Origin of the sequence: Paraburkholderia acidiphila (assembly GCF_009789655.1) — a bacterium.
In the GTDB taxonomy this organism is placed as follows: domain Bacteria; phylum Pseudomonadota; class Gammaproteobacteria; order Burkholderiales; family Burkholderiaceae; genus Paraburkholderia; species Paraburkholderia acidiphila.
Genome location: NZ_CP046909.1, coordinates 2,368,564 through 2,388,070, shown reverse-complemented (window position 1 = coordinate 2,388,070; position 19,507 = coordinate 2,368,564). Strand labels below are relative to the sequence as shown.

Annotated in this window: 15 protein-coding genes; 9 read left to right on the top strand and 6 right to left on the bottom strand. The window is 64.5% G+C overall.

Going from position 1 to position 19,507, the window contains the following annotated elements; translation table 11 throughout:
• Nucleotides 1-16 precede the first annotated feature (16 nt).
• Nucleotides 17-1,249, top strand: coding sequence for a Bcr/CflA family multidrug efflux MFS transporter (locus FAZ97_RS10745; protein WP_158758416.1), 1,233 nt, complete (start codon nt 17-19; stop codon nt 1,247-1,249).
• 70 nt (nt 1,250-1,319) lie between these two features.
• On the opposite strand, the gene FAZ97_RS10740 is transcribed toward FAZ97_RS10745, so the two are convergent.
• The 3 genes from FAZ97_RS10740 to zwf form a co-directional block, all read right to left on the bottom strand.
• Nucleotides 1,320-3,236, bottom strand: coding sequence for a bifunctional transcriptional regulator/glucokinase (locus FAZ97_RS10740; RefSeq protein WP_158758415.1), 1,917 nt, complete (start codon nt 3,234-3,236; stop codon nt 1,320-1,322).
• Nucleotides 3,217-3,918, bottom strand: a complete 702-nt coding sequence (gene pgl / locus FAZ97_RS10735) for a 6-phosphogluconolactonase (RefSeq protein WP_158758414.1) — start codon at nt 3,916-3,918, stop codon at nt 3,217-3,219. The genes FAZ97_RS10740 and pgl overlap by 20 nt, the downstream gene beginning before the upstream one ends.
• Nucleotides 3,919-4,011: 93 nt before the next feature.
• Entirely contained in the window at nt 4,012-5,481 is a 1,470-nt protein-coding gene (gene zwf / locus FAZ97_RS10730) for a glucose-6-phosphate dehydrogenase (protein ID WP_158758413.1), read from the bottom strand.
• 573 nt (nt 5,482-6,054) lie between these two features.
• Between zwf and FAZ97_RS10725 the strand changes: the two genes are divergently transcribed.
• The 4 genes from FAZ97_RS10725 to FAZ97_RS10710 all read left to right on the top strand — a co-directional run bounded on the left by FAZ97_RS10725 (nt 6,055) and on the right by FAZ97_RS10710 (nt 10,368).
• Nucleotides 6,055-7,302 (top strand): ABC transporter substrate-binding protein, encoded by a 1,248-nt coding sequence (locus FAZ97_RS10725; protein ID WP_158758412.1) that lies wholly within the window; start codon nt 6,055-6,057, stop codon nt 7,300-7,302.
• A 124-nt stretch (nt 7,303-7,426) separates the two neighbouring features.
• Nucleotides 7,427-8,368, top strand: coding sequence for a carbohydrate ABC transporter permease (locus tag FAZ97_RS10720; RefSeq protein WP_158758411.1), 942 nt, complete (start codon nt 7,427-7,429; stop codon nt 8,366-8,368).
• The gene (locus FAZ97_RS10715; RefSeq protein ID WP_199272052.1) at nt 8,358-9,215 is read left to right on the top strand and encodes a carbohydrate ABC transporter permease; all 858 of its coding nucleotides are present in this window, start codon (nt 8,358-8,360) and stop codon (nt 9,213-9,215) included. Before FAZ97_RS10720 ends, FAZ97_RS10715 begins: the two co-directional genes overlap by 11 nt.
• 31 nt (nt 9,216-9,246) lie before the next feature.
• Complete coding sequence (locus FAZ97_RS10710; RefSeq protein ID WP_158758410.1) at nt 9,247-10,368, top strand: ABC transporter ATP-binding protein; 1,122 nt, start codon at nt 9,247-9,249, stop codon at nt 10,366-10,368.
• 99 nt (nt 10,369-10,467) lie between these two features.
• Here the strand turns inward: FAZ97_RS10710 and FAZ97_RS10705 are convergent, their stop codons facing one another.
• The gene (locus FAZ97_RS10705) at nt 10,468-11,244 is read right to left on the bottom strand and encodes a Smr/MutS family protein (protein ID WP_158758409.1); all 777 of its coding nucleotides are present in this window, start codon (nt 11,242-11,244) and stop codon (nt 10,468-10,470) included.
• Nucleotides 11,245-11,444: 200 nt separating this feature from the next.
• Nucleotides 11,445-12,440, bottom strand: a complete 996-nt coding sequence (trxB, locus tag FAZ97_RS10700) for a thioredoxin-disulfide reductase (RefSeq protein ID WP_158758408.1) — start codon at nt 12,438-12,440, stop codon at nt 11,445-11,447.
• Nucleotides 12,441-12,839: 399 nt separating this feature from the next.
• Between trxB and FAZ97_RS10695 the strand changes: the two genes are divergently transcribed.
• Entirely contained in the window at nt 12,840-15,161 is a 2,322-nt protein-coding gene (locus FAZ97_RS10695) for a DNA translocase FtsK (RefSeq protein WP_158758407.1), read from the top strand.
• An 80-nt stretch (nt 15,162-15,241) separates the two neighbouring features.
• On the top strand, nt 15,242-15,949 hold the full coding sequence (lolA, locus tag FAZ97_RS10690) for an outer membrane lipoprotein chaperone LolA (protein ID WP_158758406.1): 708 nt from the start codon (nt 15,242-15,244) through the stop codon (nt 15,947-15,949).
• A gap of 82 nt (nt 15,950-16,031) precedes the next feature.
• On the opposite strand, the gene FAZ97_RS10685 is transcribed toward lolA, so the two are convergent.
• Nucleotides 16,032-17,102, bottom strand: coding sequence for an MBL fold metallo-hydrolase (locus FAZ97_RS10685; protein ID WP_158758405.1), 1,071 nt, complete (start codon nt 17,100-17,102; stop codon nt 16,032-16,034).
• Nucleotides 17,103-17,246: 144 nt separating this feature from the next.
• Between FAZ97_RS10685 and FAZ97_RS10680 the strand changes: the two genes are divergently transcribed.
• Complete coding sequence (locus FAZ97_RS10680) at nt 17,247-17,663, top strand: MerR family transcriptional regulator (protein ID WP_158758404.1); 417 nt, start codon at nt 17,247-17,249, stop codon at nt 17,661-17,663.
• 31 nt (nt 17,664-17,694) lie between these two features.
• Nucleotides 17,695-19,497, top strand: coding sequence for a bifunctional isocitrate dehydrogenase kinase/phosphatase (gene aceK, locus FAZ97_RS10675; RefSeq protein WP_158759135.1), 1,803 nt, complete (start codon nt 17,695-17,697; stop codon nt 19,495-19,497).
• Nucleotides 19,498-19,507 lie beyond the last annotated feature (10 nt).

Here is a 19,507-nt window from a genome sequence, read left to right as displayed (position 1 = left end):
CGCCGCCCTACACACCATGTCCCATTCCCCGCGCCGCCGGCCCGATGGCCGGCTGATCCTGTTACTGGGCGCACTCGCCGCCTGTGGCCCGCTCGCCACCGACATGTATCTGCCAAGCCTGCCCGCCATCGCGCAGTCATTCGGCGTGAGCGCCGCCGCCGCGGCCTCGACGCTCACGAGCTTCATGGCCGGCTTCTCGATCGGCATGCTGCTCTACGGCCCGGTTTCCGACGCCTATGGCCGTCGTCCCGTTCTGCTCGGCGGCATCGCGCTCTTCACGCTGGCGAGCATCGCCTGCTGGCTTTCGTTCTCGGTAGGCGAACTCGTAATCGTGCGCTTTCTTCAGGCGCTCGGCGCGGGCGCGGCCTCGGTGCTGTCGCGGGCCATCGCGCGCGACGCCCACGAGCCTTCCGACGCCGCCAAAGTGCTCTCGATGGTTGCGATCGTCACGGCGATCGGGCCGCTGCTCGCGCCGCTCATCGGCGGACAGTTGCTGCTGATCGGCGGCTGGCGCGTGGTGTTCGTCGTGCTCACGCTCTTCGGCCTCGCGTGCGCCGTGGCCGCCTACCTGCGCGTGCCTGAAACCTGGCCGCCGGAAAAGCGCGAAAGCGCAGCCGTGCTGCGCTCGTTCGCGGCTTATGGACGCTTGCTGCGCGATCCGCTCGTGTGGGGGCACATGCTCTGCGGCGGCATGGCATTCGCCTCGATGTTCACCTATATCTCGGCCACGCCGTTCGTCTACATCGAGTACTTCCACGTTTCGCCGCAGCACTATGGGTTCTTCTTCGGCGCGAACGTGTTCGGCATCATGCTCGGCAACTTCCTCAACACGCGTTTCATCGGGCGTCTCGGCACGCTGCGCATGGTGTCGATCGCATCGGGCGTGAGCATCGTCGCATCGCTCTTCGTCGCGCTCATGTGCGTGACGGGCTGGGGCGGCCTGTGGTCGATCGTGTTCGGCCTCTTCTTCGTGGTGAGCGTGGTGGGGCTGCTCGGCGCGAACTGCGCGACCGATCTCATGTACCGCTATCCGAAGAATGCGGGCGCGGCAGCGGCGGTGTTCGGCGCGACGCAGCTTGCCCTTGGCGCGCTCGCAAGCGCAGTGGTCGGCTGGTTCCCGGGCATCTCGCCGTTCGGCATGGGCGTGACGATCGGCGTGTGCGGCCTGATGACGTGGGTAGGGCGCGCGCTCGTCGTGAAGTGGCACGGCACCCCGGCGCCGGATACGGTGCAAACGGCCACGCCGTAAGCGGGGCATCGCGCAAAACGAAAATGGGACGCCGAGGCGTCCCATTTTTTCGTCAATCGATCAGCGGACTTCAGTCGCGCGCCGTAGGCGACGCGCCGTGGCTCAGCCAGTCGAGCACGGCCGATGCGTCGTCGTCGGCATGCTCGCGCGCCTTTTCGACGGCGTTGCCGAGATCCGCATCGGGCGACGCGCGGCGAATCGCGACGCCCACCGCGAGAATGTCGATCATCAGCAGATGCAGGATGCGCGAGATCATCGACAGCTGCGACTCGCGCATCTCGATGTGATCGGTTTCGAGCGCCACGGTCGCGCGCTTGGCGAGCGGCGTGTTGCTCGACGTGATGGCGATCACCTTTGCGCCCGCCTGCATCGCGACGTCGAGCACGCGCAGCAGTTCCGGCGCGCGGCCCGACTTCGAGACGGCCACGATCACGTCGCCCTTGCCGAGCAGCGCGGCGGAAGCGGCCTGCATGTACAGGTCGCCGTAGGCGATGGTCGGGATACCGAAGCGGAAGAACTTGTAGTGCGCGTCCTGCGCGACGATGTGCGAGTTGCCGAGACCATAGAACTCGATACGGCGTGCGCCGTTGAGCAGCGTGATCGCATTCTCGACCTGCTCGAAGTTCAGGTGTTCGCGCAACTGCAGGATGGCCGAGACGGTGTTGTCGAGCACCTTCGCGCCGAAGTCGGTGGCGGTGTCGCCCAGATGCACCTGGCTGTGACTCACCGGAATCGTGCCCGTCAAGCCCGTGGCGAGCTTGAGCTTGAAGTCCGAGAGACCCTGGCAGCCCAGCGAGCGGCAGAAGCGGATGACCGTGGGCTGGCTCACGTCGGCCTTGCGCGCGATATCGACGATCGGATCGTTGATGATCGAGCGCGGATGGTTGAGCGCGAGGTCGGCCACGCGGCGCTCGGCGGGCGTGAGCGCGTCGCGCATCTGGCGAATGCGTTCGAACACGGCCGACGATCCGCCGCCCGCGCGATTCGAAAGCTGCTCCGCGAGAATGGCCGACACGCCGAGGAACGCGGGATATTCCGCCGTGATGACGTAGGTGGGGACGTTCGCGAGATAGGCGTCGAAACGGCCTTTGGCCTCGAAGCGCTGCCGGAACGACGAGCGCGTGAACAGATCGCCCAGGCGCGGCACCACGCCGCCGCCGATATAGATGCCGCCGAGCGAGCCGAGCGTCATCGCGATGTTGCCCGCGAAGCTGCCGAGAATGCCGCAGAAGCATTCGACGGTCTCGAGCGCGAGCGCTTCGCCATCATGTGCGCGCTTCACGACTTCGGCCGGGTTGATGTCCACGGACACTTTCTTCTTGTCGCGTGCGGCGAGCGCGCGATAGATGAGCTCGACGCCGGGCCCCGCGCAGACGCGCTCGAACGACACATGCGGCCACTTCTTGCGTGCGAACTGCAGCACGATGTCTTCGCGCTCGTCCTGCGGCGAAAAGCTGGCGTGGCCGCCTTCGCTGCCGAGCGCGATCCAGCGGTCGTCGGCGGGAATGAGGCCCGAGACGCCCAGACCCGTGCCCGGACCGAGCAGGCCGATCACGCTGTTCTGGCGGCGCTGGCCGCCGCCCACCTGCACGCGCTGCGCGTCGGTCAGGCCGGGTAGCGCCATGGCGAGCGCGGTGAAATCGTTGACGACCAGCAGCGTGTCGAAGCCAAGCGCGCGGCGCGTTGCTTCGATCGAGAAGGTCCAGTCGTGATTGGTCATGCGCACCTGGTCGCCGTCGACCGGGTTCGCAATGGCGATGGCCGCATGATTCACGCGGCCGATCTTGTTGTCCTTCAGGTATTGCTGGATCACTTCCGCGACGCCCGGATACTGCGCGCACGGATACACGCGCACCTGGCCGATCTCGCCCGGACGCGTTTCCAGCGCGAAGCGCGCGTTGGTTCCGCCGATGTCGGCGAGCAGCCTCGGACCGTCGGCGTGCTGGCCTGCGCCAGGGGCGTTTTTATTAGGCGCACCAGTAGACATCGAGTCTCACTCCCTTGTCGTTCGCCAGCTTCGAGATGGCGTTGTTTTGTTCGGCCGCGGCGGCCTGTTGCAGCACTTCGAGCTTGCGCTGTCCCGCGATCAGCAGGAACAGGCGGTCGACCTGGCGCAGCGCCTGCATCGACCACGAAACACGCGCGTGCGGCGCGGCCTGCGGATGCACGGCCACGAACGGGCGCGCCGTGGTGATCGCTTCGTGCCATTCGGGGGCGTCGGCGAAAATCGAGGCCGTGTGGCCATCCTCGCCCATGCCGAGCACGGCGACGTTCGGCAGCTTGCGGGCCGGGTCGGCGTTGAGCGCCGCGACGTGCGCGTCGAGATCCTGCGCCACATCGACGAGCGGCAGGAAGCGCGCGCTGGCCGCTTCGTGCGTGAGCAGCGTTTCGCGCGCGAGGCGCGCGTTGCTCGCGGAGTCGGTGTCGCTCACCCAGCGGTCGTCGACGAGCGTCACGTCGATGTGCGCCCAGTCGAAGCGGTGCGTCGACAGGGTCTCGAGGAAGGGGCGCGGGCTCGTGCCGCCGGAGACGGCAAGCGTTGCACGGCGCGCGGTAGTACCGGGCGCCGCTTGCTGAGCGGCGAGCGACGCATGTAGCGCGTCGCCCACGGCTCGCGCCAGCGCGTCGGATTGGACGCGCGGGTCGTCGAATACGTGAAGCTCGATCACTTCTCCTCCATGCTGCTTTTTTGTAGGTCTACAGGGTCGTTCATCTGTCCGGTCCGGCTTCGCGCTCATTGCGCGCGAAGCCATGCAATCGCATCAGTTCTCTTCTTCGAGCCAGCAGGTGCCGTGCTGCGCGAGCATCGCACTGGCCGCCGCCGGACCCCACGTGCCGGCCGCGTAGGGCTTGGGCGCGCGCGGTGAAGCCGCCCACTCGTTGAGGATCGGCTCGACCCACGTCCACGCCGCTTCCTGCTCGTCGCGGCGCACGAAGAGGGCGAGGCGTCCGTTGATCACGTCGAGCAGCAGGCGCTGGTAAGCCTCCATCTGCCCTTCGCGGAAGAACTGGTCGAACGCGAGATCCAGATGCACGCTCGCGAGATTCATGCCTTCGCCGGGCTGCTTCGCGAGGCAGTAGAGGCGGATGTTCTCGTTCGGCTGCAGGCGGATCACGAGGCGGTTCGCACCGGGGCGCAGCGCCGGTGCGCCGAGCGCCGAATGCGGCACCGGACGGAAGTTCACGACGATCTCGGCCACGCGGTCGGCAAGACGCTTGCCGGTGCGCAGGAAGAAGGGCACGCCCGCCCAGCGCCAGTTCTCGATCTCCACCTTGAGCGCCACGAAGGTCTCGGTGTGGCTCTCGGGCTTCACGCCGTGCTCGGTTGCGTAGCCCGGCACCGCCTGGCCACGGATCACGCCCGCGTGATATTGCCCGCGCACCGCAACCTTGCTGATGTCGAGCGGGTTGATCGGCTTGAGCGCGCGCAGCACGCGAAGCTTTTCGTCACGCACCGAATCAGAATCCATCGAATGCGGCGGTTCCATGGCGACGATCGAGAGCAGCTGCAACAGGTGATTTTGCACCATGTCGCGCAGCGCGCCAGTGTTGTCATAAAAATCGCCGCGTGCTTCCACGCCCAGTTCTTCGGCAATCGTGATCTGGATGCTTTCGACCCACTCGCGGCGCCACAGCGGCTCGAAGAGCGCGTTGCCAAAACGCAGCGCGAGCAGGTTCTGCACCGGCTCCTTGCCGAGGTAGTGGTCGATGCGGTAGATCTGGCCTTCGGCGAAGATCTCGCCCACGGCGTCGTTGATCGCATTGGACGACTTGAGGTCGTAGCCGAGCGGCTTTTCCAGCACGATGCGCGAGTTCTCGTTCAGGCCGACGGCGGCGAGCGCGCGGCAGATCGGCACGAACAGCGACGGGCCCGTCGCCAGATAGAACACACGAATACCCGGCAACGAGGCGATGCCGTCGCGCAGGTGCGTGAAGTCCTCGGCGCGCGAGAGGTCGAGCTTCACGTAGACAATGCGCTCGAGGAAGCTGGCCCATGCGTTCTCGTCGAAGCCGCCGTTCTTCGTCACATGCGGCTTGACGTGCTCGTCGACCCACTGGATATACGCCGCGCGATCCTCTTCGTGGCGCGCGACGCCCACGATCTTGCCCGACTCCGCGAGCATGCCTGAACGGTGCGCTTCATACAGGGCCGGGAGAATCTTGCGCATCGACAGGTCGCCGGTGGCGCCGAAGAGCACGAACGTGAAACCTGAATCGATCTGGTTTTGCATGAGTCTCAGTCAGAGTCCTGGGGGCCGCTGCAGGGTACATCGGGTGCCCATCGTTGTGGGCGATCGGGCGGCCGTAGTCCGATAAAATTTTTTTTGACACTGAATTGTAGTTTAACTACAATCCAAATCAAGAGGTAACGTTCATTCGATGAAAAAAGCGTGAAACGCAGCCAGCAAGGCGGTTTGCGCGGTTTCGCGAGCGGACGGAATGCCCCCTCATGTTAACGGAGAACCACGCGGGACTCAGCCGGCTTGCCAGTGAGCCGTGCGCCCGGTTCCCCACCGTGCGGAGGCTTCAAGGCCGTGTGACGCAAGCGGCGCCTCGGCCGGCCAGTTGGCCGGTGAAAATCAAAAGAGGAGACAGTCAAGTTGCATTCAGATCCACTCATCTCTTGAGCGTCCTGCGGCCGGTAACCGGCACGCGGCCCGCGCGCATCTAATGAAAAGCACGCGCGCGGCACTCCGGCGCCCGTCCGTCCAGTGTTTTGCCTGTTTTGCCTGTTTGACCAACCACCGCACCCTGGCGATCAGGGGCCAATCGTTTTTTGTTCAGGTGTCTGGAGGAGATAAGCAATGAAATTCCGCGCGATCATGGGCGCCCTGTGCGCAGCAGGTCTGTTGGGCGGCGTCGCCACGGCGCAAGCAGCCGAGTCTCTCGAAGTGCTGCACTGGTGGACCTCGGGCGGCGAGTCGAAGGCCGTCGGCGTGCTCAAGGACGACATGACGAAGCAGGGCTATGTGTGGAAGGACTTCGCGGTCGCCGGTGGCGCGGGCGCGGCGGCCATGACCGCACTGAAGACCCAGGTCATCTCGGGTAACGCACCTTCGGCTGCCCAGATCAAGGGGCCGCTGATTCAGGAATGGGCCGAGCAAGGCGTGCTGGTGCCGATCGACTCTGTCGCAGGCGACTGGAAGGCTAACCTGCCGCCGCAAATCGACAAGATCATTCACGCAGACGGCAAGTACGTCGCCGCGCCGTTCTCGGTGCACCGCGTGAACTGGGTGTGGATCAACAAGGCAGCGCTGGACAAGGTGGGCGGCAAGGCGCCGACCACGTGGCCGGAATTCTTCGCACTGGCTGACAAGTTCAAGGCCGCGGGCATCCAGCCGGTCGCAGCCGGCGGCCAGCCGTGGCAAGACCTGACGCTGTGGGAAGACGTGGTCCTCTCGCAGGGCGCGGACTTCTACAAGAAGGCGCTCGTCGACCTCGACCAGAAGACCCTCACGTCGCAGCAGATGGTCGGCGTGTTCGACACGGTCCGCAAGATCGAGTCGTACATGGATAACGGCCGCACGGGCCGCGACTGGAACCTCGCCACGGCCATGGTCATCAACGGCAAGGCCGGCATGCAGTTCATGGGCGACTGGGCGAAGGGCGAGTTCGCGAACGCGAACAAGCAGCCGGGTACGGACTACGTCTGCGCAGCCGTGCCGGGCACCGCAAAGGCCTACACTTTTAACGTCGACTCGTTCGTGTTCTTCCAGCAGAAGGGCCAGAAGGCAGCAACGGCTGGCCAGCTCGCGCTCGCGAAGACGATCATGAGCCCGGAATTCCAGGAGCAGTTCAGCCTGTACAAGGGCTCGATCCCGGTCCGTCTCGGCGTGGACATGAGCAAGTTCGACGACTGCGCCAAGAAGTCGTATGCGGATGAGCAAACCGCGATCAAGGCCGGCGGTTATGTGCCGTCGCTCGCGCACGGTATGGCTCAGCCGGACGCAACGGCCGGTGCAATCACCGACGTCGTGACGAAGTTCATGAACTCGACCCAGGATTCGAAGAGCGCGGTGGAAGCGCTCGCGAAGGCTGCGAAGACCAAGTGAGCGTAGAAGGTTAGTGCTGTAAGACGGGGTGCGCCACTCGTGGCGCGCCCCGGGCATGACGGTTCACCCTCTGAACCCCATCATCGTGCGGAAGCTGTTTTCGCACCGTACCAGGAGTTGCGCAGTGACTGCTTCTCTTAGCGGCAACGGCAAGGCGGCAACGCCTGCTACCCGCCGCGCGTCGCCGATGGCGGCGCTCGCAGACCGCTGGATCCCGAAGCTGGTGCTTTCGCCCAGTATTCTGATCAGCCTCTTTTTCGTCTACGGCTTCATTCTTGTTACCGGCTATCTGTCGCTGTCGACCTCGCGACTGATGCCGCGCTACGAGTTCGCGGGTCTCGACCGCTATCGCGAGCTGTTTGCCAACGACGTCTGGTGGACGTCGGCGCAGAATCTCGGATGGTTCGGCATCCCGTTCATCGCGATTTGCGTGGCGCTGGGGCTGTTCCTCGCGATCCTGCTCGACCAGCAGATCCGTCAGGAAGGCGCACTGCGCGCGGTGTTCCTTTATCCGATGGCGCTTTCGTACATCGTGACGGGCACGGCGTGGCAATGGATTTTCAATCCGGACCTCGGCATTCAGCAGGTGATGCACAGCATTGGCTGGACGAGCTTCCAGCTCGACTGGCTCAACAACCCGGACCGTGCCATCTTCTGTATCGTGGTCGCCGCCGTGTGGCAATCCACCGGCTTTTGCATGGCGCTGTTCCTGGCCGGCCTGCGCGGTGTCGATAGCGAGATCTTCAAGGCGGCCCAGGTGGACGGCGCGACGCTGCCCACGATCTACCGCAAGATCGTGATTCCGAGCATGCGTCCGGTGTTCTTCTCCGTGCTGCTGATCCTGTGCCACATCACGATCAAGACGTTCGACCTCGTCGTCGCGCTCACCGCGGGCGGCCCCGGTACGTCGTCGTCGCTGCCGGCCATCTTCATGTACACGTTTTCGTTCAACCGCGGGCAGCTCGGCGTCGGCGCAGCTTCGTCGATGATGATGCTCGCCACTGTCGTGGCCGTGCTCGTGCCGCTCATGTATCTGGAATCGAGGAGCACGCGCAATGCAGCCTAAGATGACTGTGAGCCGCGTGGTCGTGTACGCGGCGCTGATCCTGTTCGCGCTGTACTTCCTGTTCCCGCTCTACGTGATGCTGTCGACGTCGTTCAAGTCGCTCGACCAGATTCACTCGGGCACCATGCTCTCGCTGCCCACGAGCCCGACCTTCGCGCCGTGGATCAAGGCGTGGAGCGAAGCCTGTACCGGCGTGCGCTGTGACGGCATGCAGCCGTTCTTCATGAACTCGGTGAAGATGGTGATTCCGGCCGTGCTGATCTCGTCGATCATTGGCGCGTTCAACGGCTATGTGCTCACGCACTGGCGTTTCCGTGGCGCGGACGCGCTCTTCACGATGCTGCTGGTGGGCTGCTTCATCCCGTTCCAGGCTATTTTGCTGCCGATGGCGCGTCTCGAAGGCTTCCTCGGCCTGTCGAACACGATCGGCGGTCTGGTGCTGGTGCACGTCGTGTACGGTATCGCGTTCACCACGATGTTCTTCCGCAACTTCTACGTGAGCGTGCCCGCCGAACTCGTGAAGGCCGCGCGCATCGACGGCGCCGGTTTCTTCATGATCTTCACGCGCATCATGCTGCCGATCTCGCTGCCCATCTTCATGGTGTGCCTGATCTGGCAATTCACGCAGATCTGGAATGACTTCCTGTTCGGTATCGTGTTCTCGGGCGTCGATTCGATGCCGATCACGGTGGCGCTGAACAATCTCGTGAACACGTCCACGGGCGTGAAGGAATACAACGTCGACATGGCCGGCGCGATCATCGCCGCGCTGCCCACGCTGCTCGTCTACGTCATCGCCGGCCGCTACTTCGTGCGCGGTCTCACGGCGGGCGCGGTGAAGGGCTAAGAAGCTCTATTCGATTAAAAGGATTCATAGCATGGCAAGCCTTTCCATTCGCGACGTCTACAAGACCTACCCTAACGGGGTCCCCGTCCTCAAGGGCGTGAACATCGACATCGAAGACGGCCAGTTCCTGATTCTGGTCGGCGGCTCGGGTTGCGGTAAGTCGACGCTGCTCAACATGATCGCGGGTCTCGAAACCGTGACCAAGGGCGAGATCATGATGGACGGCAAGGTGGTGAACAACCTCTCGCCGAAAGATCGCGATATCGCAATGGTGTTCCAGTCGTACGCGCTCTACCCCTCGATGACCGTGCGCGAGAACATCTCGTTCGGCCTGAACATCCGCAAGGTGCCGAAGGCCGAGCAGGCTGCGATCGTCGATCGCGTGTCGAGCATGCTGCAAATCCAGCATCTGCTCGATCGCAAGCCGGGCCAGCTTTCGGGCGGCCAGCGCCAGCGCGTGGCGATGGGCCGGGCGCTCGCACGCGACCCGATCATGTTCCTGTTCGACGAACCGCTCTCGAACCTCGACGCCAAGCTGCGCATCGAGATGCGCTCGGAAATCAAGCTGCTGCATCAGCGCGTGGGCAAGACGATTGTCTATGTGACGCACGACCAGATCGAAGCGATGACGCTCGGCGACCGTATTGCGGTCATGAAGGACGGCATCGTGCAGCAGTTCGGCGCGCCGCAGGACATTTACGACTCGCCGTCGAACCTGTTCGTCGCGGGTTTCATCGGCGCGCCGCCGATGAACTTCATCGAAGGCAAGCTGGTGGAGCAGGGCTCGGGCGTCGGCATCGAACTCGACACGGGCGTGGCGCGCAACGTGCTGAACCTCCCGCTGTTCGACGCGAACAAGCTGCGTAGCTACATCGGCCAGAACGTGGTGCTGGGCCTGCGCCCGGAGCGTATTACCGACGCGCGCAGCTCGCACGACGGCCACGGCCACGAACTGCAGCGCCACTCGGTGAAGGTCGACGTGATCGAGCCGACCGGTCCGGACACGCTCGTGTTCGCGCAGGTCAACGGCAAGCGTATCGTGAGCCGCGTGCACCCGGGCGCGAACCCGCAGCCGCTCAACAGCATGGAGCTGCTGTTCGACGTGTCGAAGGCCGTGCTGTTCGACCCGAAGACGGAAGCGCGCATCGCCTGATCTTCGTTCGCCGGATATTGCTGGCGCGATAAAAAACCCCGTTGGCTGCGTGAGCAGCAACGGGGTTTTTTCATATCGACACGCCGATGACGGGTTCGGTCAGGGCACGTGATGATGATGCTGTCCGTGCCCGGCCGGATGCGGCTGCAACAGCACGAGCACGGCGCCCGCGCCGCCGTCGTGCGGCCGCGCCTGGCAGAACGCGATGACTTCTTCCTTCTGCACGAGCCACGCGCGCACCTTGCCCTTGAGCACCGGCTCCTTGCCGACGGAGCCGAGCCCCTTGCCGTGGATTACGCGCACGCAGCGCAGGCCGCGCTTGCCGGCTTCGCGGATGAAATTCTGCAGCGCCTCGCGCGCTTCTTCGCGGCGCATGCCGTGCAGGTCGAGCTGCGCCTGCACGATCCACGTGCCGCGTCGCAGCTTCTTGACGACCTCTTCGCTCACGCCGGGGCGGTGGTAGTACAGCGAGTCGTCGGTGTCGAGCAGCGCTTCCGGGTCGAATTCGTCGGAGATCGCTTCGTGCAGCACGGCCTGCTCGTCGAGCCGTGTTTGCAACGGCAAGGGCACGGGGGCTTCGCGGCGTGGCTGCGCGCGCACGGGCTGCTTGAGCGGCGCGATCTGGCCGATCTCGCGGCGAAAGAGGTCGCTGTCGGCGGCGGCTTCGACGCGCGCCGCTTTAGCGGCCACGCGTTCGCGCTCACGCTGGCGGGTTTGCACCTTGAGCGCGTCGCGCAGGCTGCCGAGTCCGGCGAAGCCCGAAGCCGTCTTGCCGGGCGTGGCTTCGTCCGCAGCGGGCGCAGGCGTGGGCGCCGGAGCAGGGCGCGCGGAGGCGGGGCGCTTGGGCTCGCCCGGATGGGGCACGTTCTTGGGCATGGCGAAAGACGCTGGGTAAATCGGCTGGGTAAGTCGTTGGCGGCGCGCGAACCGCTGCAAAAGCAAAGGGCCGCCGGCTGGCTGGCCGCGGCCCTCGTTGCCGGTGCGCCGCCGGGCTTCAGACCGCTATTTTAGCGGCGTGGCGCCCTACGCATTGCGCACCGCCCAATCGATGGACAGCGCGGCGTGGCTCACTGATTTCAGCGATCGGCTTCGGCACTCATCACATGCGCCTGGCCCAGCTCGTTCACGGTCTCGAGGTAGCGCTGCGCGTCGAGTGCGGCCATACAGCCCGTGCCCGCGCTCGTGATCGCCTGGCGGTAGACGTGATCCTGCACGTCGCCGGCCGCGAACACGCCCGGAACGCTCGTGCCGGTGGCGTTGCCGTTCAGGCCGCCGTTCGTGATGATGTAGCCGTTCTTCATCTCGAGCTGGCCTTCGAAGATGTCCGTGTTCGGCTTGTGGCCGATCGCGACGAACAGACCCTGCAGATCGAGATCGGTGGCCTCGCCCGTCTTCACGTTCTTGATGCGCAGGCCATTCACGCCGCCTTCGTTGCCCTTCACTTCGTCGAGCACGTGATCCCATTTGATATCGACTACGCCTTCTTTTTCCTTTTCCAGCAGGCGGTCGATCAGGATCGGCTCGGCGCGGAACTTGTCGCGGCGGTGAATGACCGTGACCTTCTTCGCGATGCCGGAGAGGTACAGCGCTTCTTCAACGGCGGTGTTCCCGCCGCCGATCACGGCGACGTGCTGGTTGCGGTAGAAGAAGCCGTCGCAAGTCGCGCAGGCCGAGACGCCGCGGCCCATGTACAGCTCTTCGCTCGGCAGGCCGAGGTATTGCGCCGACGCGCCGGTCGCGATGATGAGCGAGTCGCAGGTGTACTCGGCCGAGTCGCCGATCAGGCGGATGGGCTTTTCGTTCAGCTTGGCCGTATGGATGTGATCGAACACGATTTCCGTGTTGAAGCGTTCGGCGTGCTCAAGGAAACGCTGCATCAACTCGGGGCCTTGCACGCCGTTCGGATCTGCAGGCCAGTTCTCGACGTCGGTCGTCGTCATGAGCTGGCCGCCCTGGGCGAGACCCGTGACGAGCAACGGCGACAGGTTCGCGCGCGCCGCATAGACGGCTGCCGTATAACCGGCGGGGCCGGAACCGAGAATCAGGACTTTGGCGTGTTTGGTTGCAGGCATGATCGAATTCCGTAGAAAGGCGCTGCGTGGCGCGAAATCGGGCGGCCGGCTCAGGCGCGGCCCGCTTGGGCGCGCCCGGCGTTGTGGCGGGGCTCACGCAGGTAGTTGGGCATCAACCCGCAATTATAAAGGCGGGGGAGGATGGCCGCTCGATGAAGCTTACTGATCGCAGCGATAGGCTGGGTCTTGCCGCGGCGCGGGCATGGGATCGGCACGCCTTGCGCCGCCTCCACACCGTTGTCAGTTACCGTCATTTACAGCGAGGGGCCGCCGGGGCCGAAACAACGCGTTTACAATAGGCCGGATCGGACGACGGCGGCCGCGCCCGTATGCCCGGGGTTTCGGGCATACGGAAGCACTGGCGGACCGCAAACGCATCAAGAATCAGCCCAGGATTCAATGGCCAAAGCTCCCTTTTCCGCGCAGGCGCAGGCATTGCCTCACCGCATGTCGCGCCTTTTCACCGAAATTCGCTGGATCCTGCAGGTCGCGCTAGGCGTGTTCCTGTTGATGGCGCTCATCAGCTACAGCCGCCACGACCCGAGCTGGACGCACGCGGCGCAGGTCGACCACATCTCGAACTGGGCGGGGCGCGTCGGCGCGCGCGTCTCGGACATCCTGCTGCTGCTGTTCGGCCTGTCCGCCTACTGGTGGATCGTGCTGCTCGCGCGCCTCATCTCGGCGAACTATCAGCGCATCACGCGCAACGAGGCGATCGCCGACGATGACGACGACAAGCCGCGCGACATCAGCTGGGTCGCCGAAGCCTTGTCGTTCGTGCTCGTCATGCTGTCGAGCTGCGGAATCGAGGCGCTGCGCATGTGGTCGCTCAAGGTGCAACTGCCTCAGGCGCCCGGCGGCGTGGTGGGCGGGGCGGTCGCGCGCGGCGTTTCGCACGCGCTCGGCTTCACCGGGGGCACGCTCGCGCTTTTGCTCGCGCTCGCGATCGGTCTTTCGCTCTACTTCCGCTTCTCGTGGCTTTCGGTTGCCGAAAAGGTCGGCGAATCCATCATCAACGCCGTGACCATGGCCAGGCTGCGCCGCGAGGCGGGCCGCGACCGCAGGCTCGGCGAAGCGGCGGCCGTGAAGCGCGAAGGCAAGGTCGAGCGCGGCCGCGTGAAGATCGAGAAGCACGAGCCGGTCACGATCGTGCCGCCGGTGGTCACGCCGCAGCGCTCCGAGCGCGTGGAAAAAGAGCGCCAGGTGCCGCTCTTCAAGGACCTGCCGGGCGATTCCACGCTGCCGGCGATCTCGCTGCTCGACCCGGCTTCGGCCACCCAGGAAACCATCTCTGACGACACGCTCGAATTTACCTCGCGCCTGATCGAGAAGAAGCTCAAGGATTTCGGCGTGGACGTGGCCGTGGTGGCCGCGTATCCGGGCCCGGTCGTCACGCGCTACGAGATCGAACCGGCCACGGGCGTGAAGGGCAGCCAGATCGTGAACCTCGCGAAGGACCTTGCGCGCTCGCTCTCGCTCGTCTCGATCCGCGTGGTGGAAACGATTCCGGGCAAGAATTTCATGGCGCTGGAGTTGCCTAACCAGCGCCGCCAGACCGTGCGCCTTTCCGAGATCCTCGGCTCGGCGGTTTATGCCGATGCGCCTTCGGCGCTCACCATGGGCCTTGGCAAGGACATCGGCGGCAAGCCGGTGTGCGCCGATCTCGCGAAGATGCCGCACTTGCTCGTGGCCGGCACGACCGGCTCGGGCAAGTCGGTGGGGATCAACGCGATGATCCTCTCGCTGCTGTACAAGGCGAGCGCCGAGCAGGTCCGCATGATCCTGATCGACCCGAAGATGCTCGAAATGAGCGTCTACGAGGGCATTCCGCATCTGCTCTGCCCGGTCGTGACCGACATGCGCCAGGCCGGCAACGCGCTGAACTGGACCGTGGCCGAGATGGAGCGCCGCTACAAGCTCATGAGCAAGCTGGGCGTGCGCAATCTCGCGGGCTACAACAACAAGATCGAAGAGGCGAACAAGCGCGAGGAGAAGATCCCGAACCCGTTCAGCCTCACACCGGACGATCCGGAGCCGTGCCAGAAGCTGCCGCATATCGTGGTGGTGATCGACGAACTCGCCGACCTCATGATGGTGGTCGGCAAGAAGGTCGAAGAACTGATCGCGCGTATCGCGCAGAAGGCGCGCGCGGCGGGCATTCACCTGATTCTCGCGACGCAGCGGCCTTCGGTGGACGTCATCACGGGCCTCATCAAGGCCAACGTGCCCACGCGTATGGCGTTCCAGGTGTCCTCGAAGATCGACTCGCGCACGATTCTCGACCAGATGGGCGCCGAGTCGCTGCTCGGCATGGGCGATATGCTCTACCTGCCGCCGGGCTCGGGTTTGCCGGTGCGCGTGCACGGCGCATTCGTCGCCGACGACGAGGTGCACCGCGTCGTCGAGAAGCTCAAGGAGCAGGGCGAGCCGAACTATATCGAGGGCATTCTCGAAGGCGGTGTGGGAGGCGAGGGCGACGAGGGCACGGCTGCGGGAACCAGCGGCACCGGCGACGAGTCCGATCCGCTGTACGATCAGGCTGTCGAAGTGGTCATCAAGAATCGCCGCGCGTCGATCTCGCTCGTGCAGCGGCATTTGCGCATCGGCTACAACCGCGCGGCGCGCCTGCTCGAACAGATGGAGCAATCCGGGCTCGTTTCGGCGATGTCGTCGAGCGGCAACCGCGAGATCCTCGTGCCCAACCGTGGCGACGCCGAATAGGCCACGCCGCGCCAGGCCGCCGCTTTGCCAGCATCTCTGGTATTCCGGCGGCCAAAGACACACCTCTTGGAGAACGATAGATGCAGTATCCGGCTGGACTTCCGACCCGCTTTGGGCGCGCCGCGCGCCGCTTGATGTTCGTTGCGCTTGGCGCGTCGGTCCTGATGGTCTCGCAGGCGTATGCGAGCGGCACCGATCAACTGAAGCAGTTCGTCTCGCAGGTCCATTCCGCGCGCGGCAGCTTCGTGCAGCGCGAACTGAAGGCGCCCTCGGGTGCGAAGAACGCCAGCGACGCCATTGCCACGGCCACGCTGAACGCCAAGACGTCGAGCGGCACGTTCGTGTTCGCGCGGCCCGGCAAGTTCATCTGGTCGTATGAGAAGCCGTATCAGCAACTGCTGCAGTCGGACGGCGACAACCTCTACGTCTACGACAAGGACCTGAATCAGGTGACCGAGCGCAAGCTTGGCGGCGCGCTCGGCGCGAGCCCGGCGGCGATCCTGTTCGGCAGCAATGATCTCGACAAGAACTTCACGCTCTCGGACGCGGGCGTGAAGAACGGCATCGACTGGCTGGAGCTGATTCCGAAGTCGAAGGACACGCAGTTCAAGAGCGTGGGCATCGGCTTTCGCGACGGCAATCTCGAAGCCATGGAACTGCACGACGTGTTCGGCAACGTGACACTGCTCACGTTTTCCAACATCGAAAAGAATCCGTCGCTGCCGGCTTCGACCTTCAAGTTCGTGCGGCCTCAGGGCGCCGATCTGATCACGGGCGGTTCGAACTAACCCAGACGGTTCACGCCTCGCGCCATGTGAAAACGGGCGGCTCCTTGCGGGCCGCCCGTTTTTGTTTGTGCGCGCCTGAAAATCAGGCGGCGAACCGGATCACCCCGTCCGCATCAGTCGTGCGCGTAACCTTGCCCGCGAGCCACAGCAGGTTCAGGTGCGCGAGCGCTTCGCCCATGGCGAAGGTCATCTGGTGGATGTCGAGCTCGCGCTTGAACATCATCGGCACGATGTCGGCGGCGCTTTGCGGCGTTCGCTCGCACGCTTCGATCACCTCGGCAAGGCGGGCGTCATGGTGCGCGCGCAGTTGCGCGATACGCGTGCGCACGCCCCGGAACGGCTTGCCGTGCGAGGGCAGCACGAGCGTGTTTTCGGGCAGCGTTTCGTAGCGGCCGAGCGATTCGAGGTACAGGCCGAGCGGATTGCCTTCCGGCTCCATGTCGAACACGGAGACATTGGTCGAGATGCGCGGCAGCACCATGTCGCCGGAGATCAGCACGCCGGCTTCTTCGCAAAAGAGGGCGCAATGCTCGGGCGAATGGCCGTAGCCCGTAATCACGCGCCAGTCGCGCCCGCCGATCGCCACTGTATCGGCCTCGCGCAGGCGGCGGTACTGCGTGGGCAGCGCGGGGACGAGGCTGCCGTAGTAGCCGCGGCGGTTGCGCAGTTTGTCGAGCGACGCCTCGTCCGTGAGGCCGTGGCGCGCGAAATGGCGCGCCGCGCCTTCGCCGCCCGCGTTCGACCCGTCGCCGGCCGCCATCACGCGGGCCTGCATGTATTCGCCGAGCGTGGTCCACAGGCGCACGTCCCAGCGTGCCTTGTCGCCGCCTGCGCAGATCCAGTGAGCAAGGCCGATATGGTCGGGATGGCAGTGCGTGACAAGCACGCGCAACACCGGCAGGCCTTCCAGCTGGTTCTCGAACACCGCTTCCCAGCGTTCCTTGATGGTGTCGTTGGTGATGCCGCAGTCCACCACGGTCCAGCCTTGCTGGCCGTCGATCTCGTCGCGTAGCAGCCACAGGTTGATGTGGTCGAGCGCGAACGGCAGCGGCATGCGCAGCCATTTCACGCCGGGCGCGACATCGAAGGCTAAGCCGGGCTCCGGCAGGGTGTCGGCGTAGGGATAGTCGAGCTGGTGTTCGAGGGCGTTCATTGGGGGCGTCTTCTCCTTTCTTTGTCTCATGCATTGTCGTCGCCGGTTGCGCAACCGCGTACTTGACGATAACGTAAACGTCGATTCTATCGCCCCTCGCGCTGTCGTGCAGTCAACAGCCGGGCCAGCCGCCTTCCGCACATCATGACGACCCAGTACACGATTACCGAACTTGCCCGGGAATTCGACGTAACGCCGCGCGCGATCCGTTTCTACGAGGACCAGGGCCTCCTCGCGCCGAGCCGCGAAGGCGCGGGAGGCTTGAAGCGCGTTTTTTCGGGGCGCGATCGCACGCGCCTCAAGCTGACACTGCGCGGCAAGCGGCTCGGTTTCACGCTTTCGGAAATCCGCACGCTGCTCGACCTCTACGAGTCGCCGACCGACACGCTGCCGCAGCTCCAGGCGTTTCTCGACACGGTGGTGCATCACCGCGAGATACTCGAGCGCCAGCGGGCGGACCTCGACGCGACGCTCGAAGACCTCGCGCAGTACGAGTCCCAGGCGCGCGCGCTGCTCGACCGGAATACGGCGCACGAAAGCGACGCCTCCGCGAAAACCTGACCCTCGCGCTCGCGAAACGGGCATGGCCGCCATGAAACACTTCCCGAAACTGCTCTCTTCGCAGATCGGCTTCGATGTCGCGCAGACCATGCTCGACGGTTTCAACCGTCACTACCGCAACTTCTGCGACGCGGCCGTGAGGGCGCGGATGCTGTTCGAAGCCGCCGACTGGCACGCGCTGCAGCAGCTCGCGCGCGAACGCATCGCTTCGTATGACGAACGCGTGAAGGCATGCGTGGTCGCGCTCGAAGACGAATACGGCGCCGAGAGCATCGACGGCGAAGTCTGGCAGCAGATCAAACTGCACTACATCGGCCTGCTCACGACGCACCGGCAGCCCGAATGCGCGGAGACGTTCTTCAATTCCGTGTGCTGCAAGATCCTGCACCGCTCGTACTTCAACAACGATTTCATCTTCGTGCGGCCCGCCATCTCGACGGAATACATCGAGAACGACGAACCCGCCGCGAAGCCCACCTATCGCGCGTACTATCCGGGCAAGGACGGGCTCGCCGCGACGCTCGAGCGCATCGTCACGAACTTCCAGCTGGAAACGCCGTTCGAGGACCTGGGTCGCGATGTCGACTGCATCATGCAGACGATGCTCGACACCTTCGGCGTGGTCGAGCCCAAGCCGAATTTCCAGATTCACGTGCTTTCGTCGCTGTTTTTCCGGCATAAAGGCGCGTATATCGTCGGGCGCATCATCAACGGCGATCTGCTTGCGCCGTTCGTCGTGCCGGTGCGCCACGTGGAGGAGGGCAAGCTCGCGTTGGACACGGTGCTGCTGCGCCTCGAGCAACTGCTCATCCTCTTCAGTTTTTCGCACTCGTATTTTCTGGTGGACATGGAAGTGCCGTCCGCCTATGTGGAGTTTCTGCGCACCATCATGCCGCGCAAGGCCAAGGGCGAAATCTACACGTCGCTCGGGTTGCAGAAGCAGGGCAAGAACCTCTTCTATCGCGACTTGCTGCACCACCTCAGGCATTCGAGCGACCGGTTCATCAGCGCGCCCGGCATACGCGGCATGGTGATGATCGTGTTCACGCTGCCTTCGTTTCCGTATGTGTTCAAGGTCATCAAGGACAGCTTTCCCGCGCCGAAGGAGACGACGCGCGAGCAGGTGGTGCAGAAGTATCAGCTCGTGAAGCGCCACGACCGCCTCGGGCGGCTTGCCGACACGCTCGAATATTCGAGCGTTGCGCTACCCGTTGCGCGGCTCGACGAAGCGCTCGTGCGCGAACTGGAAACGCTTGCGCCGTCGATGATCGAGTACGAGGGCGAGAACCTCGTGATCCGCCATGTCTACATCGAGCGGCGCATGGTGCCGCTCAACCTCTATTTGCAGAACGGCAGCGACGCCGAAGTCGAACATGGCGTTCGCGAATACGGCAATGCGGTCAAAGACCTGCTGCGCGCGAATATCTTTCCGGGCGACATGCTCTACAAGAACTTCGGCGTGACGCGCAACGGCCGCGTGGTGTTCTACGACTACGACGAGATCGAATATCTCACCGATTGCAACGTGCGCGCCGTGCCGCCGCCGCGTAATGAGGAAGACGAATTATCGGGCGAGCCATGGTACCCGGTCGGCCCGCGCGACATTTTTCCCGAGACGTACGGGACCTTCCTGCTCGGCGATCCGCGCGTGAAGCGTGCATTTCTTGCGCATCACGCGGATTTTTTCGAGCCCGCGCTCTGGCAAGAGAGTCGCGCGAGGCTTATCGCAGGCGAGGTGCCGGACTGCTTTCCCTACGACGCATCGATACGCTTTAGCGTGCGATACCCAGAACGCTTCGCGCGTGAAGATGCGCCGGCCGTGCGCGTCGCTTGAGCGCGCAACA

What these genes read in the sequence shown, in the direction of transcription:
- FAZ97_RS10745 (WP_158758416.1), top strand. Translation starts at nt 17, where the DNA reads ATGTCCCATTCCCCGCGCCGCCGGCCCGATGGCCGGCTGATCCTGTTA.
- FAZ97_RS10740 (WP_158758415.1), bottom strand. Translation starts at nt 3,236, where the DNA reads ATGTCTACTGGTGCGCCTAATAAAAACGCCCCTGGCGCAGGCCAGCAC.
- zwf (WP_158758413.1), bottom strand. Translation starts at nt 5,481, where the DNA reads ATGCAAAACCAGATCGATTCAGGTTTCACGTTCGTGCTCTTCGGCGCC.
- FAZ97_RS10725 (WP_158758412.1), top strand. Translation starts at nt 6,055, where the DNA reads ATGAAATTCCGCGCGATCATGGGCGCCCTGTGCGCAGCAGGTCTGTTG.
- FAZ97_RS10715 (WP_199272052.1), top strand. Translation starts at nt 8,358, where the DNA reads ATGCAGCCTAAGATGACTGTGAGCCGCGTGGTCGTGTACGCGGCGCTG.
- FAZ97_RS10710 (WP_158758410.1), top strand. Translation starts at nt 9,247, where the DNA reads ATGGCAAGCCTTTCCATTCGCGACGTCTACAAGACCTACCCTAACGGG.
- FAZ97_RS10705 (WP_158758409.1), bottom strand. Translation starts at nt 11,244, where the DNA reads ATGCCCAAGAACGTGCCCCATCCGGGCGAGCCCAAGCGCCCCGCCTCC.
- trxB (WP_158758408.1), bottom strand. Translation starts at nt 12,440, where the DNA reads ATGCCTGCAACCAAACACGCCAAAGTCCTGATTCTCGGTTCCGGCCCC.
- FAZ97_RS10695 (WP_158758407.1), top strand. Translation starts at nt 12,840, where the DNA reads ATGGCCAAAGCTCCCTTTTCCGCGCAGGCGCAGGCATTGCCTCACCGC.
- lolA (WP_158758406.1), top strand. Translation starts at nt 15,242, where the DNA reads ATGCAGTATCCGGCTGGACTTCCGACCCGCTTTGGGCGCGCCGCGCGC.
- FAZ97_RS10685 (WP_158758405.1), bottom strand. Translation starts at nt 17,102, where the DNA reads ATGAACGCCCTCGAACACCAGCTCGACTATCCCTACGCCGACACCCTG.
- FAZ97_RS10680 (WP_158758404.1), top strand. Translation starts at nt 17,247, where the DNA reads ATGACGACCCAGTACACGATTACCGAACTTGCCCGGGAATTCGACGTA.
- aceK (WP_158759135.1), top strand. Translation starts at nt 17,695, where the DNA reads ATGAAACACTTCCCGAAACTGCTCTCTTCGCAGATCGGCTTCGATGTC.